Below are 16,253 nucleotides of genomic sequence, written 5' to 3'. Positions count from 1 at the left end.
GGGGACGACTGAGGCCCCGCCGGGGGGTGGCGGGGCCTTGGGTCGTCAGTGGAGGCGCGCGTGCTTCTAGATGGTCGCCTCGGCCTCGGCCGGCCAGCTCATCCGGATCTGGACTCCCTTGGGCGTGGCGGCGATCTCCACGTCGTCGGCGAGGCCGGCGATGACCGCCAGGCCCAGCTCGGCGGTGCCCTCGCCCCAGCCGGAATCGAACTCGCCCTCGTCCAGTGCCGCCGAGAGGTCGCCCGGCGTGTCGTCGCCGGGGACGGTGTCGCTGACGGTCACCTCGAAACGGCGGTCGGCGCCGTTCAGTTCGAGGCGGACGGGCTCGTCCGGGCAGTGCCGGCGATGCGCCTCCACGGCGCGCGAGCACGCCTCGCCGACCGCGAGCCTGACCTCGTCCAGCAGCGGCTCGGCGACGCCACTGCGGCGGGCCACGGCGGTCACGATCAGGCGGGCGGTCCGCACATGGACGGGCAGCGCGCTGAAGGACAGTTCAACGGTCGACATCTTCGAGCCGCGGGCCGCCTACTTGGCGCCCTTGCGCTTCTCCTCGGCCTCGGCGATCGAGTCGTGGATGCCGAAGACCTTGGTCAGCCCCGTGATCCGGAAGATCTTGAGGATGCGCTCCTGGGTGCAGACCAGTTCCAGCGAGCCGTCGTGAGCGCGGACGCGCTTCAGCCCGCCCACGAGGACGCCGAGCCCGGTGGAGTCGAGGAACTCCACCTTCTCCATGTCCACGAGCAGGTGGAACTTGCCCTTGTTGACCAGGTCGATGAGCTTCTCGCGAAGCTTCGGCGCCGTGTAGACGTCGATCTCGCCCTCCACGTTGATGACGGTGAGGCCATCGTCGGTGGTGTAGTCGTTCACCTTCAGGTCCACAGATCCTCCACGCGCCGTGCAGCACTATCCGATCTCGATGCCCGGTGGCCGGCCATCGAGACTTCGCCGTGATTCAACCACGCTCCGGCGTCGTACACGCACGTAATCGCCCACTCGGGCGAAAGTTCGCGCCATCCCGTCTGACCTGCTGATCTACCGGCCAGGTCGGGGGGACGGGCATACCGGCGCCGGGGCGTTCCCGTAGTTCTGCCCAGGCTGGCAAACTGAAAACCTGATGGGCGTCCAAAGATCTTCAACTCCCCTCGACCGGCTCCTCGCGGACCCTTCGCGGCGCGACCGCATCACCCATGTAGAGAGCGTTCCCGCACGTCAGGGCCGCCGGGCCGGGTGGCCGGCCTGGGCGCCGCCGCTCCTGGTGGAGCGGCTCGCCGCGGCGGGCATCGAGGCGCCCTGGGAGCACCAGGCCGCCGCCGCCGAGCACGCCCACGCCGGACGCTCTGTGATCATCGCCACAGGGACCGCGTCCGGGAAATCCCTCGCCTACCTGCTGCCCTGCATCGATGCCATCTATGCGGGAGAGGAGAATCCGCGCCGGGAGGGGACCGTCCTCTACCTGTCTCCCACCAAGGCCCTCGCCGCCGACCAGCTCCGCGCGCTCCGCTCCCTGCACCTCACGCGTGTGCGCGCGGCGACCTACGACGGTGACACCCCGCAGGACGAGCGGACGTGGGTCCGCCAGCACGCGAACTACGTGCTGACCAACCCCGACATGCTGCACCGGTCGATCCTGCCGGGGCACGCACGCTGGTCGTCCTTCCTGCGGCGCCTCAAGTACGTGGTCATCGACGAGGCCCATGGCTACCGCGGCGTCTTCGGGTCGCACGTCGCGCAGGTGTTGCGTCGTCTACGCCGGATATGCAAGCGGTATCACGCGTCCCCCACGTTCATACTCGCGTCGGCGACGACGTCATCGCCGGCGTTGGCCGCGTCCCGTCTCACTGGGGTGGACGTGGTCGCGGTAGACGACGATGCCTCGCCGCGCGGCCCCGCGACGTTCGCGCTATGGGAACCGCCGTTGACGGAGCTTCGCGGTGAGCGCGGTGCGCCCGTCCGGCGTACCGCCACGGCCGAGGCAGGTGACCTTCTGGCCGACCTTGTTGTCGAGGGTGTTCAGACGCTCGCGTTCGTCCGCTCTAGGCGCGGGGCAGAGTCGGTGGCGCTCAGCGCCAAGCGCGCGCTGCACGAGGTAAGCCCAGACTTGGCCGACCAGGTCGCCGCCTACCGCGCGGGTTATCTGCCTGAGGAACGACGTGCTCTGGAGGCCGCCCTCCGCTCGCGCTCGATCATCGGCTTGGCCAGCACGAACGCGCTGGAGCTCGGTGTGGACGTCTCCGGGCTCGACGCCGTCCTCGTCTGCGGCTGGCCGGGCACCCGCGCGTCCCTCTGGCAGCAGGCCGGACGTGCCGGACGATCCGGGCAGGCCGCCCTCTCCGTCCTCGTCGCCCGGGACGACCCGCTCGACACGTTCCTCGTCCACCATCCCGAGGCGATCTTCGGGACGCCGGTCGAGGCGACCGTCCTCGACCCGGACAACCCGTACGTCCTGGAACCGCACCTCTGCTCCGCCGCGTCCGAGATGCCGCTCACCGAGGACGACCTCCCGCTGTTCGGCCCGGCGACCGCCGACCTGCTGCCCAACCTCGTCCGCCGGGGCTTCCTCCGGCGCCGCCCCGCCGGCTGGTACTGGACGCGCCGCGACAAGGCCGCCGACCTGGCCGACATCCGCGGAGCCGGCGGCGCACCCATCCAGGTGGTGGAGCTGGCAACGGGTCGCCTACTCGGCACCGTGGACGAGGCTTCGGCGCACACCACCGTCCATGAAGGCGCGGTCTACATTCATCAGGGCGAGTCCTACATCGTCCAGACCCTGGACCTAGACGACTCTGTCGCGCTCGTAGAGGCGGCCGACCCCGACTATTCGACGACCGCCCGCGATGTCACCGACATCAGCATCGTCGAACGGCTGCGCTCGACCTCCTGGGGCGAGGCCACGCTCAACTTCGGAACCGTCGAAGTCACCCGTCAGGTGGTCGCCTACCAGATGCGCCGTCTGCAAACGGGTGAGATGCTCGGCGAGAAGCCTCTGGACCTACCGCCTCGCACCCTCCGCACCCGCGCCGTCTGGTGGACGCTCTCGGAGACGCAGGTTTCCGCCCTGGACGACGACCTCGACCTGGCGGGCTCTGCCCACGCCGCCGAACATGCCTCGATCGGCCTGCTTCCACTGTTCGCCACGTGCGACCGCTGGGACATCGGGGGCGTGTCCACGGCCGTCCACCCCGACACAGAGCTCCTTACCGTCTTCGTGTACGACGGCCATGAGGGCGGTGCGGGATTCGCCGAACGCGGCTACGGGGACGCCGCCTCCTGGCTGCGCGCCACGCGCGACGCGATCGCGTCCTGCGAATGCGACTCGGGCTGCCCGTCCTGCATCCAGTCACCGAAGTGCGGCAACGGCAACGACCCCTTGGACAAGCACGGCGCGATCACCCTGCTCGACGTCCTCCTGTCCGGAGCCTCCGAGTAGCCCTGCGCCGGGCCTCAGTTCGGCGCGACGCGCTGGGCCGGGACCGGCGGCTGGTCGTCCATGCCGCGGCGCGCCTGGGCGAGCGCCTGCTGCAGCTTCCGGCGCTCGAGTTCGAGCGTCTGCAGGGACTCCTCGTGCTCGTCCCGCAGGTCGCGCAGCTCCCGCCGCACGTTCATCGCCCGCCGGAAGCCCAGCGTCGCGACCATCATCCCGGCCATGAACACGATCGCGACCACGGCGCCGGCCATGAAGATGTGCCACTGCTGCGTGATCCCGGGAATCTCGTCGCCGAACACTGCCAACCGGGCATCACCGGTGTTGTCCAGCACGACGGCGACACTGGCCGCGGCGGCGGCGAGCGCGACGATCAGCCCCAGAATGATCATGCGGGGTCTCCTCTCCATCAGGCCCGGCGGGGACAGGGCCGAGGTCTCGGACGACAGGGACGCATTGCCGGACGATCCGGGCGATCCGACTGGCAAGGCAGCCTAGACCCTGCCCATACGCCCCGCCAGCCCACCTGATCAGCGGGCGTCCCGCCCGCCCCACGTCCCGCCACCGCGCTCCGCCCCCGTCGTCACAGCGCCCCAGGCAGGCTCAAAACGCCCAATGACCGGGCAAAAGACCTCCGATCAGCAGCCTCCCCACCCGGTCGGCGCCGCGCGCTCCAGCTCGTCGATGCCACCGGCCATGATCGTGCGGATGTGCTCGGTGATGTGCTGGAGCGGCCAGTCCCACCAGGCCAGGGCCAGGAGCCGCTGAATGTCGTCCTCGCTGTAGCGGCGGCGCAGAAGCCTCGCCGGGTTGCCGCCGACGATGCCGTAGTCGGGGACGTCGTCCACCACCACGGCCCCGGAGGCGATGATCGCGCCATGCCCGATACGGACACCGGGCATCACCATGGCGCGGTAGCCGAGCCAGACGTCGTTGCCGAGCACCGTGTCGCCGCGTCCGGGCAGGCCGCTGATCAGGTCCATGTGCTCGGCCCAGGAACCGCCCATGATCGGGAAGGGGAACGTCGACGGGCCGTCCATCCGGTGGTTGGCGCCGTTCATGATGAACCGCACGCCCTCGCCGAGCGCGCAGAACCGCCCGATGACGAGCTTCTCCGGCCCGTAGTGGTACAGGACGTTGCGGGTCTCGAACGCCGTCGGATCGTCCGGATCGTCGTAGTAGGAGAACTCTCCGACCTCGATCAGCGGCGAGGTGATCAGCGGCTTCAGCAGCACCACGCGCGGCTGGCCGGGCATCGGATGCACCACGGTCGGGTCGGCGGGGACAGACGGCATGAAGGATCGTCCTTTCTCGATAGGTATGCGGGGAGACGTCAGGCCCGGGCGCTGGACGTCCGATCCGCCCGCACGGCCAGCCGGGCGCCCCACCAGCGCCGGCTCAACCGGCGATCATGGCTGACGATGACGACGGCGCCGTCGTACCCGGTCAGAGCCGTCTCCAGCTCCTCGACGAGGGCGGGCGACAGGTGGTTGGTGGGCTCGTCGAGCAGCAGGACGTCCGCCGGCTCACTGAGCAGCCGCGCCAGCGCGAGCCGCTGGCGCCCGCCGGTCGACAGCCGGCCGACCGGCACCGCGAGCCGGTCGGCGTCGAACAGGCCGAGCGAGAGCAGCAGTTCGGCATGCTCGTCGGGCTCGCCCTTGCGTCCGCGGGCGAAGGCGGCCAGCACTGACTCGTCCGCGTCCTCGAATCCCGGTTCCTGCGGCAGGTAGCCGATCCGACCGCGCCGGGTGACACGTCCCGCATCCGGTTCAAGCTCACCCGCCAGGACGCGGAGCAGGGTGCTCTTACCCACGCCGTTCGGCCCCGTGACCAGCAGATGCTCGCCCGCAGAAACGGTGAGGCTCATGCAGTCCAGCCGACCGGCGACGGCAACACCGTCCGCCTCCAGCACGGCGCCCCGCAGCGAACGAGCCCCCAGCACAGGAGTGAAGCGCAGCGGCTCCGGCGGGGCCGGAACCGGATCGGCGAGGAGGCGGCGCAGCCGTTCCTCGGCGTTCCGCACCCGGCTGGCCAGGGACTGCTGCACGCGGCCGCCCGCCCGGTCGTAGGCCATCTTGTTGCCGTCCTTCATCGGACGGCCGGGAGCCACCTGCCGGGCCGTGGTCGCCGCGGTCTCCCGGAGCCGGTCGACATCGGCCCGCCACCTCTCGTGCTCCTGCGCCCAGCGCTGCCGCGCCGCGGCCTTCTCCGCGAGGTAGCCGGCGTAGCCGTTCCCGTACCGCACGACACGGCGCCGGTCGGCGTCCACCTCCAACAGGTCGGTGGCGACGCGTTCGAGGAAGGTCCGGTCATGCGACACCGCGACCGTCGTCCCCCGCCGGGTCCGCAGGTGCTCCTCCAGCCAGCCCAGCGCGCTCTCGTCGAGATGGTTGGTCGGCTCGTCCAACAGGAGCACCTCAGGCGCGGACGCGAGAAGGGCTGCCAGCCGCAACCGGATCTGCTCGCCACCGGACAGGCTTCCCGCAGTACGGTCGCGCCTCACCAGCCCGAGACCGAGCCCGTGCAGCGCACGCTCCACGCGGGCATCGGCGTCGTAGCCGCCGCGCAGCTCGAAGACGGTCAGCAGCTCGCCGTACTCGGCCAGCCCCGACTCGTCGCCGGCGGCCATCGCCGCCTCCAGGCGGCGCATCCGCCGCTCGACCTGCCGGAGATCGCTCAGCGCCCGGTCGATGACCTGCTGGACGGTCTGGTCTGGCGGCAGCCGCTCGTCCTGGGCGAGGTAGCCGACGCCGCCGTCGGCCTGGACGACGACCTCACCCCGATCGGGGCGTTCACGTCCGGCGAGCAGCCGCAGCAAGGTGGTCTTGCCGGAGCCGTTCTCGCCGATGATCCCGGTGCGCCCGCCGGCGGCGAGCGAGCAGGTCACCGAGTCGAGGACGACCCTGCCGTCAAAGGACTTGCCGACGGCGAGCGCGGTGATCTGTACGGGCAAGCGTGCACTCCAAAGCATTCGGGGACGGGACGGGGCGAACGCTTCGGATGAGCACCGACGACTCCACTAATACGACAACTGATGCATTAAGATGGTGCCACAGCCCATCCCTCCAAGCAATCGGACAACCGGCGATGACCTCCGCGACAGCCGGCCGCCGCCCCGGCGGCCGTACCGCCCGCGTCCGCGCGCAGGTGCTCGACGCCGTCCGCGCGGAACTCGGCGAGCACGGCTACGACGGGCTCACCATGGACGCCGTCGCCGCCCGCGCCGGCGTCCACCGCGCCACGGTGTACCGGCGCTGGACCGACGTCGGCGGCCTCCTCGCCGACGTCCTCGACGCGGCAGGCGACGACGACTGGTGCCCACCGGACACCGGCACCCTGGAAGGCGACCTGGCGGCCCTCAACCACGAGATCCAGGACGCCATGGCCGCCGAGCCCCCGATCATGGCGGCCCTGATCGCCGCCTCGTTCCGCTCGGAAAAGGCCGCCCGTGCCCAGCAACGCCTCTGGGAGGACCGCTACACCCGCTGCGAGATCGTCGTCACCCGCGCCATCGAACGCGGCGAAACCCCGCCCCGCACCAACGCCCGCCGCCTACTGATCTCCGCCACGGCCCCCCTGTACCACCACCTCGTCCTCCTCCGCACACCCCCCGACCCGCACCTCCCCGCCCAAGCCGCCAAAACCACCACCCTCGCCGCCAAGTCCGGCGCCTTCACCTGACCAGCCCCGTGTGCCCCCAGCCACATCACTCGCGGTTCGCACGCGGCACTAGCCCGTCGCCGCCCCACGTCACTAACACTGGACGTCCTACCGGCCCCAACCACAGCACGCAGGCCCACACGACAACACACAAACCCGGCCGCTAGCCCGCGCGACGACAGCCCAAGTCCGCCCGCTAGCCGCACAGACCCGCACGACGACAGCACAAGCCCACACCCTGACCAGCGCAAAAACCTCTAACGAGCCCCTACGAGCACGCGTGGCCAAGAGCGCACGCACACGCGTGGCCGAGAACGCACGCGTGGCAGAGAGCCCGCGTGTGGCCGGGAAAACGCCCGCGCAGCCGAAAACGCACGCGTGACCGAGAGCGCGGGCGCACGCGTGGCGGAGAGCGCGCGGGTGACCGAGAACGCAGGCATGACCGAGAACGTCCGCGTGGCGGAGAGCGCGGGCGTGACCGAGAACGCGCGGGTGACCAAGAACGCGGGCGTTACCGAGAACGCCCACGTAACCGAGAACGCCCACGTAACCGAGAGCGCAGGCGCACACGTGTCGGAGAGCGCGCGGGTGGCCGAGGGCATGCGGGTGGCGGAGAGCGCACGGGTGGCCAAGAGCGCGGACGTTACCGAGAACGCGGGCGCGCACGTGGCGGAGTGCCCCGCATGGTGGAGAGCGCGCGGGTGGCCAAGAACGCGGACGTTACCGAGAACGCTGGCGTGACCGAGAACATCCGCGTGGCGGAGAGCACGGGCGTGAGCCCGGAGCGCGGGCGTGGCGGAGACGCGGCGTGGCGGAGACGAGGCGTGGCGGAGAGCGCGGGCGTGGCCAAGAACGCAGGCGTGGCCGAGAACGCAGGCGTGGGCCAAGAGCGCGGGCGTGGCCGTGCTGTGGTTGCGCATGCCCTTCCGGCTGGCGGCACCGTGTGGCTGGCGCAACCGAGTGGGCTCGCGTCCCTGGACACGGCAATCGGCCCGCAAGCAACGACGACAGGCCAGGCTTGCCAGAGGGACCAGCGAGAGCCGCCGACTCCCAAGCATGGCTGGACGGAACTCGGCTAACGCATGCCCCGGGACGGACCTTGCGCCCCGGCCTAGCCGCAGCGCTTCATCAGTCTCTAGAAGGACAGCTGGCGGATCACTTGCGGCGGCGGCCGCCGCGCTTGGGCTTGTTCTCCGGGGCGGCAATCCGGACGTTCACGCCACTGGGTCCCTTGCCCGGACCCGCGTGGCGGCGGGCGGGCTTGGTCTTCGACGCAGGACGTCCAGCGTCCTTCGCCCCAGCCGGCTTGGCCGACGCGACAGCGGACATGACCGGGGCCGTCTTGGCGCGGGCCTCAGCGCGGGCGATCTGCTCGCGGGCCTTCTTGACCCGCTTGCGACCGGTTCCACCGCGCGCCATGCGGGCCGCCATGCCGTTGCTGCTCGTACCCGCTTGGGCGACGCGGAGGCGGCGCGTCCAGGTGCCGAGGTGCGCGGCGACGATCAGGAGCACCAGCGCGATGCCCACGCTCTTGCCCCACTGGAGCCGGTCGGTCGCCGCGACGTTCTGCGCCTTCGGCGTGTCGGTGGCGATCTGCGGCGCGGGGTAGGCGAAGCCGGGCGTCGCGCCTTCCGGCTGGACGGACGGCAGCGTGATCGGCGACTCGTTGTTGAACGGCGTCAGCGGCGTGCTGGCGCTGGGCACGCTGGAATTGGACGGCAGGGACGGAGCCGCACCGCCCGGAACCGTCGAGCCGACTCCGCCGCCCACCATGGCCGACGCCGTGGAGGTGGGGGAGTACAGCGATCCGCCGTCCCCGTTGGACCGCTGCGCCCGGACGCCCACGGAGACCACACCGCTCGACCTGGTCAGTGACAGGGTGGTGGAGCAGCTCGTCCCCTGGCAGAGAGAGGCCAGGGAACCGGACCTGGACTTCACGCCGGAACCCGAGAGCGCGTAGCCGGTGAGGTCGTCCTCAACGCCCCGGCTCCATTTCACGGCGAGCTTGCTGCCCGACACGGTCGCGCTGACGCCGCCGGGAGCCGCCGGGGCGATCCGCACGGTGAAGGTGTTGGAGTCGTAGACGTGACCGGTCTGCTTGCCCCGCAGAAAGACCTTGTAGGTCCCGTTCTGGGTGATCGGGAAGGTACCGGACATGTCACCAGAGAAGCCGCGCTCCGCGAGGAAGGTGTCGCCGAGCCCGGGGCCGCTCACCCGCAGCTGCATCGTGAACGCGAAGTCGAAGTGGGCCTTGGCCGTCACCTGGGAGCCGCTCGTGATCACCGCACCGTCCGCCGGGGTGATCACACTCGTCGAGGCGGCCTGCGCGGGCAGAGCGCCGAGGATCGGGAAGCTCATCGCAAGGGGCGCCGCGAGCGCGATCGCACCGATCCTGCGAATGATGGTCACGCCTCAGTCCCTTCGACAGTGTCCTGCTCGTCTCATCCCGCCGGGCCTCGCGGGGGCACACCGCTTCTGGTGATAACTATGCGCTTACGGCAGCGTAACGTACCACTGGGTAGCAGAAGTCACAGGACGATGACAAAGCGAAACGTGTTGGCATCCTCCGCGACTCCTCCCATCCTATTGACATTCAGTGCAACGATTCGTGTCGCGTCAGGGTACGCCGTCCCGTCCCACAGGACCAGCCCTGGCCCGAGAAATGACTCGCAAGTCCCCGATCCCCATCGGCACCTTTAGCCGGACGGTCACCGTGACCTCAACGTCGTCACCCCTGACCCGGCACTGTGTCAGCCGCGCACCGGAGCCGGCCGCAATCTCCCGGGCCCGTGCACATGCCGAACGACCACCATCCGCCACCCGCGCCGCCGCCGCCAACGCGGCCATATCGGCGGCCGCATCACCCCGCTGCCGTGCTCCCCGCACCCCGCCCACGGCAATCGCCGCCACCCCCGCAACCCACACGACAGCAGCAAACGCCACCACCCACACGGTCCCCGCCCCCCGATCCCCTCCGACCACCCGCCTCATAACCCCGCCCCCGTCCTCGTCCCGACGCGCCCGCCGCGCACCCGCTCCTAGCGCCACCACTCCCGCTCTCTCTCCCGTGCAGCCTGTCGATCATCACCGCCCAGCCCGCCCACACCCGCGCGATCACCCCTCGGCCTCGTCCTGGTGCACCACTGCGCACCCGCTCATGGACACCGCTCCCGACCCGATCCGCGCAGCCTGTCGATCGCCCCCTAGTCCCGCCCCGCACACCCAACTTCATCGCCCCCGGTACCGAGCCGGCTGGTGGCCGCCGCGTACCGGGACGGGCAGGACGCGGCCGACAAGGTCGTGCGGCTGGGTCGGGCGTCGACGTTTGCCTGCTCGCCCCCAGCCGTTCTCCGCTACCGCACCCGGGGCCCCTCAACGCACCTGCCTCGTCGCCACCACCCCCGGCCTCATCCCGCGCAGTCGTTCAGCGCCATCGTCACCGCCCCCGATCCGCCCAGGTGCCGCTGCGCTCATCACCGCCCCAACCTCATGCAGCCCTCCCCCTAACCCAGCCGGACGCATCCGGCCGTCGGCATCCCATCCGGCCCGGGCTCGTGCCGTGCCTGTCGTTACGGACGCATACGCGAGTGGTGCCTCCCGGCTGGCAAAGGCCGTGGCAGTTGCTCGACCGGGAGGGACGCGCACTTGAGGACGCCGAGTCCTCCTGCCCGCCGTCACCTGCAAGGCCGACACCGCCGACCAGCGCAAGTCGTCGGCCCGCCCGGTGGCGTGGCCGGGGCCATGGTCGCCTTGCCGTGCGGCGCGAACGCCAGCCCGTGTTCGCCGCAGAACGCGGCTAGCGCCGCGATGTTGTGGTCCAGCGCCGACCGTCGCGCCACCATGACCGGCCAGGTGAACGGCCGCCGGTCAGGAGGTTGGGTGCCGCGTCTGGCTGACCGGCGGGGAAGCGGCGTCGGGGCCTACACCGGGCTCGGTCGCGGCGGCCACATGAGCTTGGACCATCAGGGGTGGAAGGCCGATCGCGGCCGGGGGACGCACCGCGACGGAGACGTCCACGTGGACGGTGGCCTCGTCTCGGCGCACTCGCACGGTCGCGCCCTTCGGGACCGCCCGGATCACCAGTTCGCGCACTGCGGTGAGGGACTCTCCCCGGGCTGCCGCACGAGCCCCAGTGCGGGCGGCGTCCGTGCAGGTGAGCTGCACGGACACCGCCATCAGGCCCCACAGCGCGGCCGCAGTGATCAGCACGAGGGCGGGGAGAGCCACGGCGATCTCCGCCGTGGCCATCCCTCGGTCCCTCAGCTCGCGATCTTGAGGGCCTTCTCGATGATCTGTAAGAGCAGCGACCTCACCTGCGAGCTCGTCACAATCTTGAACAGCAAGCCGGCGAACGCCGCCGCGGCGATGGTCCCGACCGCGTACTCCGCGGTGGACATTCCTCGGTCCGCAGACATCCTGGACCATCGACGCATCACCATCTTCATCGCCCGCATGCGGGCTCCTTTCGCTCGTGATTCGACTTCAGGCTGCCGGGCGGGCACGCCAGCCGGTGAGCGAACCGAATTCTGTGGAAAACCCGGCTCACCTGGGCAGGAGGATCGTCGCGGCGATTCCCGCGACGGCCGGGACGACGCCGAGCAGCACGAAGGCAGGCAGGAAGCACAGTCCGAGAGGGGCGAGCGCCCGGATTCCGGCCGCACGGGCCCTGGTGGCGGCCGCCGTCCGGGCTACGCGACGCTGATCGCGCGCGAGGCGGCTGAGAGAGGGAGCGAGGGCCGCGCCTGTGGTCGTCGCTCGGACGGCCGTACGAGCAAGTGGCGCGAGCATTGGTTCTCTCGTGAGCGCAAGCCAGGCGTCCGCCGGGTCTGCACCGAGGCTGATCTGAACAGAGACGTCCCGAAGTTCGTCCCCCAACGGGCCTCCCACCGCGTCCGCGACCGCAGTGACCGCGCCATGCCAAGGAGCACCGCCGCACAGGCAGGCGGCTAACAGGTCCACCGCGATGGGAAGGTCAGCGATAAGGCGCGCACGTCTGCGCCGGTCCTCCGCACCTCCAACGCGGCCGAACCAGAACCAGACGGCCCCCGCGGCGCCGGCACCGACTACGGCACCGAGCAGACCGCCCAACAACACCAGGCACAACACGCCCGCGGAGCCCGCGGCTGCATGCCTTAGGGGAGCGTCGCGCCGTCGCCTCTCCTGTGAGTCGCCTTCCTTCTCACCGTCGGCCCGACCACGACCATCGTGCCCCGAGCCCCTGGGCATCAGAGCTCGCTCACCTGCGATGCCTTGCCTCGGACGAGAACTTTGGAACTGACCCTCCAGCCTCTTCTCGGCGGTGTTCATCCCCCTGGGAAGAAGAAACGCCGACAGCGCCGCACAAAGCACGGCCGCCAAGGCGATCATCACCTCACCTACTCCCTCTCACCCCATAGCCACCTATGACCTCCGTCCCGCCACATCAGGCCCCCATCGCAGGCAGGGATGCGGACCCCGGCCGTCGACTCACAACAGACAAACCCGTAGAGCTCCATGCGAGGCGATCAGCCGCGCGACAGCGAAGAGCACCTCCGCAAGGCACCGACACACCTGCTTGGCACGCCGCCGGCGTCACCGACGCGCCGTACCCCCCATCGCTGCCCTGCTCTACCAGGACGGCCGGACCGACAGCCTCGGCTTCATCGGCCTCGCCTCCATGCCTGCGGCAACAGGCGGTGCGGCGAGCTGCTGCTGTTCGGCTGCACCCTGTGGACGTGGTGCGGGTTAGGTGGGGGATTCGGCGGATCGGGCCAGGCGGCGGGTCCAGTGGAGGCCGAGCAGGTTGAGGGTCGTTCCTGTGATCAGGCACGCCAGGCCGGGGAGGGTGCCGCAGAGGAAGGGGATCGGGTGGGCGCCCAGGGCCGCGGCCATGCCCAGGCCGAGGAGCGGGAGGGCGGCGAGCAGGCGGGCCGTGGCGCGAGGGCCCGCCAGTTGGACCGACACGTCCTGGCGTTGGGCCTCTTCGTCGCGGAGAGCCCCTGCCAGGCCGTCCAGGACGGTGGCGAGGGTGCCGCCGCGTTCCGCGCCGATGCGCCAGCAGGCCGCCAAGAGGCGCAGACCTTCGGCCCCCGGACGCGTCGCCAGGTCGTCCAGGTGCTCGGGGGGCGCGCGAGTGGTTTGGAGGAGTTCTGCGGACACCTGAGGGTGGAGGACGGCTGCGGCGGCTGTGAACGCCTCATCCGGAGTTCGGCCGGCGGCGAGTTCGGCGGCCATGGCGTCGCAGAGTTCGATCACGGACGTCCGCCATCGTTGCGGTTGGGCTCTGCGCTCTTTCAGCGCATCGACTCTGGCTCTCAGCAGGTGAAGGGGGTGCGTCGAGCGAGGCGTTGTGAGGCGGTCAAAGCGGCGTCGGGCGGCAGGAGGTGCGAGGACCGTCCAGACGACGGCGGCCGAGCAGAGCGCCGCGAACGCGATGATCAACGGTCACCTCGCAGCCGGTCATGCAGCGCGGGGGCGCCGTCGGCCGGGACGACCTCGCCGGACGTGGTGAACGAGACCGCGGGAATCACGCCCACCAGCCCGTCGGGCGCTCTGTGCAGGACGCAGATCTCGGCCACGCGCCGCCGTCCACCGGCCGGGTCGCGCGCCAGGTGGACAACGATGTCCAGCGCGGCGGCCAGTTGGCTGTGGACCGCCTCCCGGCTCAAGCCCGCCGCGCAGCCCAGGGCTTCAAGCCGGGCGGGCACGTCCGCGGCGGTGTTGGCGTGGAGGGTGCCGCAGCCGCCTTCGTGGCCCGTGTTGAGCGCCTGCAGGAGAACAACTACCTCTGGGCCTCTGACCTCCCCGACCACCAGGCGGTCGGGACGCATGCGGAGCGCCTGGCGGACGAGATCGTTCAGTGTCACGCCTCCGGCGCCCTCCATGTTCGGCGGACGGGCCTCCAGCCTCACGACATGCGGATGGGACGGTTTCAGCTCGGCGGAGTCTTCGACGAGGAGGAGTCGTTCGGCCGGGTTCACCAGGGACAGCACGCTGCTCAGGAGGGTGGTCTTGCCGGTTCCGGTACCGCCGGTGATCAAGAACGCGGCGCGCGACTTGATCAGGGCGGCGAGGATTTCGGCGCCCTCGGGTGGGACGGTCCGGGCCGCTACCAGCTCGTCCAGGGTGAACGCGCGGCGCCTGGGCAGCCGGAGCGACAGGCACGTGCCACTCGCGGCCACCGGAGGCAGGACGGCATGGAGCCGGACCCCGCCCGGCAGACGGGCATCGGCGTAGGGGGCCGCGTCGTCGAGCCTGCGTCCGGCTGCGGCGGTGAGGCGCTGCGCCAGGCGCCGCAGCGACGCTTCGTCCGTGAAGCGGACCGGCGTGCGGACGAGACCGGCGCCCGTGTCAGCCCACACCTCGTTCGGGCCGTTGACCAGGACATCGGTGACGTCCGGGGAGCGCAGCAGCGGTTCCAGCGGCCCGGCGCCGACGAACTCGGCGCATAACTCGTCCGCCAGGGTCAGTACCTCACGATCACCGAGGAGGCGTTCTTCCGCCCGCAGCGCTGCGGCAACCCGGCCGGTCGTCGCCTCCCCGCCACTACCGGCGAGCCGATCCCGCACCGCGTCCGACAACCTCGTCATACCGCCTCTCCTCGTCTCCTTCTGAGCGGCGCCTTGTGGTGCACACCGTCGCCAGCGGGGTGGGTCAGGCTGCTTCTCGGTAGGCGTAGGGCTGGAGGGCCAGGTCGGCGAGGGTCTTGGTGCAGAAGTCGGCCAGGGGGCCGCGGCGGCAGGCTCGTTGGAGGTCGCCCTCTTCGACGGCTGCGGGGAGGCGGCGGTCGCGGTCGTAGGTGCCGGCGGACGGGATGTCGAGGGCGTGGGCGATCGCTTCGGCGGTGAGGCCGCCGGGGGCCGGGCCCTGGACGACCAGGCGCAGGTCGGAGGTGTAGCGGCGGAACGTCGCGGCTATGCCGGCGGCCGCGACGGTTGCGCGGACCTCGGCGGGGACGAGCAGGAAGGTGGCGGCGGCGGCACTGAGCGCGGCGCGGCCGATGTCGCCGGGGTAGCGAGGGACGTCGGCGATGACCAGGTCGAAGCCGCGGGCGGCGGCGTCGAGCAGGGCGCGCACGGCCTCGTCGGGGATCGGGACGGGTTCGCCGCGCCGCCAGGACAGGACGGACAGGTCGCCCGTGCCGGGGAGGGTCTCGCGGAGGGCGGCGGTGTTCAGGCGGCCGCGGCGTTCGGCCAGGTCGGGCCAGCGGACGCCCTCGTGGCCCTCCAGGCCCAGCATGAGGTCGATGCCGCCGCCGAACGGGTCGGCGTCGAGGAGGAGGGTGCGCAGGCCCTGGCCGGCGGCGGCCAGGGCGAGCGCGGCGGCGAGGGTGCTGGCGCCGACACCGCCGCGGGAGCCGCCGACGCAGACGGTGGTGGCCCAGCCGCCCTCGGGTTCGCAGGCGGCGGCGAACGCGTTGATCAGCCAGTCCTCGTGGTCGGGCAGCACGGCGACGTCCTGCGCGCCGGCCTCGACCGCGAGGCGGTACGCCTCCGGTGTGTCGCCGTCGCCGGTGACGAGGACGATGCCCTGGCGGCGCGGGAGGTCGGCGGACGCGACGTCCTCGGCCATGTCGGCTCCCACGAGGATCAGGGCGGGCCAGGTCCAGGCGGGTCTGGCCTCGTCGGCACCGTAGGCGACCTCGGCGTGGGCGTCGGCGGCGGCCGCGAGGCGGAGCAGGCCGTCGGCGAGGGCGGGGTCGCTCGTGACGATCAGTGCCGCAAGGTTCATCGGATGCTCCCTCGATGTTTCCGGAGACATCCACCTTGCGGAGCGGGGCGGCGACCGCGACGAGGTTCCTCGAACTGTGGATAACTTCGCCGGCGGGCGGGGGGGGGGGGGGGGGGGGCGCCCCCCCCCCCCCCCCCCCCCCCCCCCCCCCCCCCCTCGACGACTGGGCGACCCCCGCCGGGGGGGGAGAGCGGGGGTCGCCGGGCGGTCCGGCTCCGGGGGGGTAGAGCCGGTCCGCTTTCCCAGGAAAGTCTCAGTGGAGTTCAGGCCGAGCCGTGCGTAAGTCCGCCTATGGGAGAGGCAAACTCACTGACTCCAGTCTAGGAAGTACAACATATGCTGCCCGATCGTCGAGAGTTCCGTCGAGACGCAAACTCACCCGGCGCATGGCGATTTTCTCATCCGCCGGTACGACGCGCTCGCCGGGGCGCCCGCACGGCGCCCGTGCCCCTCCACGGCAGGG

Annotated in this window: 16 protein-coding genes; 3 read left to right on the top strand and 13 right to left on the bottom strand. The window is 71.3% G+C overall.

Going from position 1 to position 16,253, the window contains the following annotated elements; all coding sequences use genetic code 11:
• Nucleotides 1-66 precede the first annotated feature (66 nt).
• Both ACGFI1_RS25265 and ACGFI1_RS25260 read right to left on the bottom strand, forming a co-directional pair.
• The gene (locus ACGFI1_RS25265) at nt 67-507 is read right to left on the bottom strand and encodes an ATP-binding protein (RefSeq protein WP_138642076.1); all 441 of its coding nucleotides are present in this window, start codon (nt 505-507) and stop codon (nt 67-69) included.
• A gap of 18 nt (nt 508-525) precedes the next feature.
• Entirely contained in the window at nt 526-879 is a 354-nt protein-coding gene (locus ACGFI1_RS25260; protein WP_021597910.1) for an STAS domain-containing protein, read from the bottom strand.
• A 235-nt stretch (nt 880-1,114) separates the two neighbouring features.
• Here ACGFI1_RS25260 and ACGFI1_RS25255 point away from each other — a divergent pair, with 235 nt between their 5' ends.
• Nucleotides 1,115-3,427, top strand: coding sequence for a DEAD/DEAH box helicase (locus tag ACGFI1_RS25255; protein WP_392788444.1), 2,313 nt, complete (start codon nt 1,115-1,117; stop codon nt 3,425-3,427).
• Between the two features lie 14 nt (nt 3,428-3,441).
• On the opposite strand, the gene ACGFI1_RS25250 is transcribed toward ACGFI1_RS25255, so the two are convergent.
• The 3 genes from ACGFI1_RS25250 to abc-f form a co-directional block, all read right to left on the bottom strand.
• A complete protein-coding gene (locus tag ACGFI1_RS25250; protein ID WP_392788441.1) occupies nt 3,442-3,813 on the bottom strand; it encodes a hypothetical protein in 372 nt (123 codons plus the stop codon).
• A gap of 246 nt (nt 3,814-4,059) precedes the next feature.
• Complete coding sequence (locus tag ACGFI1_RS25245; protein ID WP_392788440.1) at nt 4,060-4,716, bottom strand: CatB-related O-acetyltransferase; 657 nt, start codon at nt 4,714-4,716, stop codon at nt 4,060-4,062.
• 38 nt (nt 4,717-4,754) lie between these two features.
• Nucleotides 4,755-6,392, bottom strand: a complete 1,638-nt coding sequence (gene abc-f, locus ACGFI1_RS25240) for a ribosomal protection-like ABC-F family protein (RefSeq protein WP_392788438.1) — start codon at nt 6,390-6,392, stop codon at nt 4,755-4,757.
• A gap of 116 nt (nt 6,393-6,508) precedes the next feature.
• On the opposite strand from abc-f, the gene ACGFI1_RS25235 reads away from it, so the two are divergent.
• Complete coding sequence (locus ACGFI1_RS25235; RefSeq protein WP_392788435.1) at nt 6,509-7,102, top strand: TetR/AcrR family transcriptional regulator; 594 nt, start codon at nt 6,509-6,511, stop codon at nt 7,100-7,102.
• A 357-nt stretch (nt 7,103-7,459) separates the two neighbouring features.
• Nucleotides 7,460-7,822 (top strand): hypothetical protein, encoded by a 363-nt coding sequence (locus ACGFI1_RS25230; protein ID WP_392788433.1) that lies wholly within the window; start codon nt 7,460-7,462, stop codon nt 7,820-7,822.
• Between the two features lie 414 nt (nt 7,823-8,236).
• Here the strand turns inward: ACGFI1_RS25230 and ACGFI1_RS25225 are convergent, their stop codons facing one another.
• The 8 genes from ACGFI1_RS25225 to ssd form a co-directional block, all read right to left on the bottom strand.
• Nucleotides 8,237-9,490 (bottom strand): hypothetical protein, encoded by a 1,254-nt coding sequence (locus tag ACGFI1_RS25225; RefSeq protein ID WP_392788430.1) that lies wholly within the window; start codon nt 9,488-9,490, stop codon nt 8,237-8,239.
• A gap of 207 nt (nt 9,491-9,697) precedes the next feature.
• Nucleotides 9,698-10,072, bottom strand: coding sequence for an Rv3654c family TadE-like protein (locus tag ACGFI1_RS25220; protein ID WP_392788428.1), 375 nt, complete (start codon nt 10,070-10,072; stop codon nt 9,698-9,700).
• 876 nt (nt 10,073-10,948) lie between these two features.
• Nucleotides 10,949-11,329: a TadE family type IV pilus minor pilin gene (locus tag ACGFI1_RS25215; protein ID WP_392788425.1), complete on the bottom strand. Its 381-nt coding sequence runs from the start codon at nt 11,327-11,329 to the stop codon at nt 10,949-10,951.
• 11 nt (nt 11,330-11,340) lie between these two features.
• Nucleotides 11,341-11,535 carry a DUF4244 domain-containing protein gene (locus tag ACGFI1_RS25210; protein WP_138641052.1) on the bottom strand — a complete coding sequence of 65 codons (195 nt, stop codon included), beginning with the start codon at nt 11,533-11,535 and terminating at the stop codon, nt 11,341-11,343.
• A gap of 88 nt (nt 11,536-11,623) precedes the next feature.
• Nucleotides 11,624-12,448 carry a type II secretion system F family protein gene (locus ACGFI1_RS25205; protein ID WP_392788421.1) on the bottom strand — a complete coding sequence of 275 codons (825 nt, stop codon included), beginning with the start codon at nt 12,446-12,448 and terminating at the stop codon, nt 11,624-11,626.
• 357 nt (nt 12,449-12,805) lie between these two features.
• Nucleotides 12,806-13,315, bottom strand: a complete 510-nt coding sequence (locus tag ACGFI1_RS25200) for a type II secretion system F family protein (protein WP_392743974.1) — start codon at nt 13,313-13,315, stop codon at nt 12,806-12,808.
• 182 nt (nt 13,316-13,497) lie between these two features.
• Nucleotides 13,498-14,649 carry a TadA family conjugal transfer-associated ATPase gene (locus ACGFI1_RS25195; protein WP_392788418.1) on the bottom strand — a complete coding sequence of 384 codons (1,152 nt, stop codon included), beginning with the start codon at nt 14,647-14,649 and terminating at the stop codon, nt 13,498-13,500.
• Nucleotides 14,650-14,713: 64 nt separating this feature from the next.
• Nucleotides 14,714-15,790, bottom strand: a complete 1,077-nt coding sequence (ssd, locus tag ACGFI1_RS25190) for a septum site-determining protein Ssd (RefSeq protein WP_392788414.1) — start codon at nt 15,788-15,790, stop codon at nt 14,714-14,716.
• Nucleotides 15,791-16,253 lie beyond the last annotated feature (463 nt).

The sequence above is a fragment of the Actinomadura geliboluensis genome, assembly GCF_043197915.1.
Classification (GTDB): Bacteria; Actinomycetota; Actinomycetes; order Streptosporangiales; family Streptosporangiaceae; genus Spirillospora; species Spirillospora geliboluensis.
Note: the sequence above shows the minus strand (reverse complement) of the source record. Positions and strands in the feature narration are given on the sequence as shown.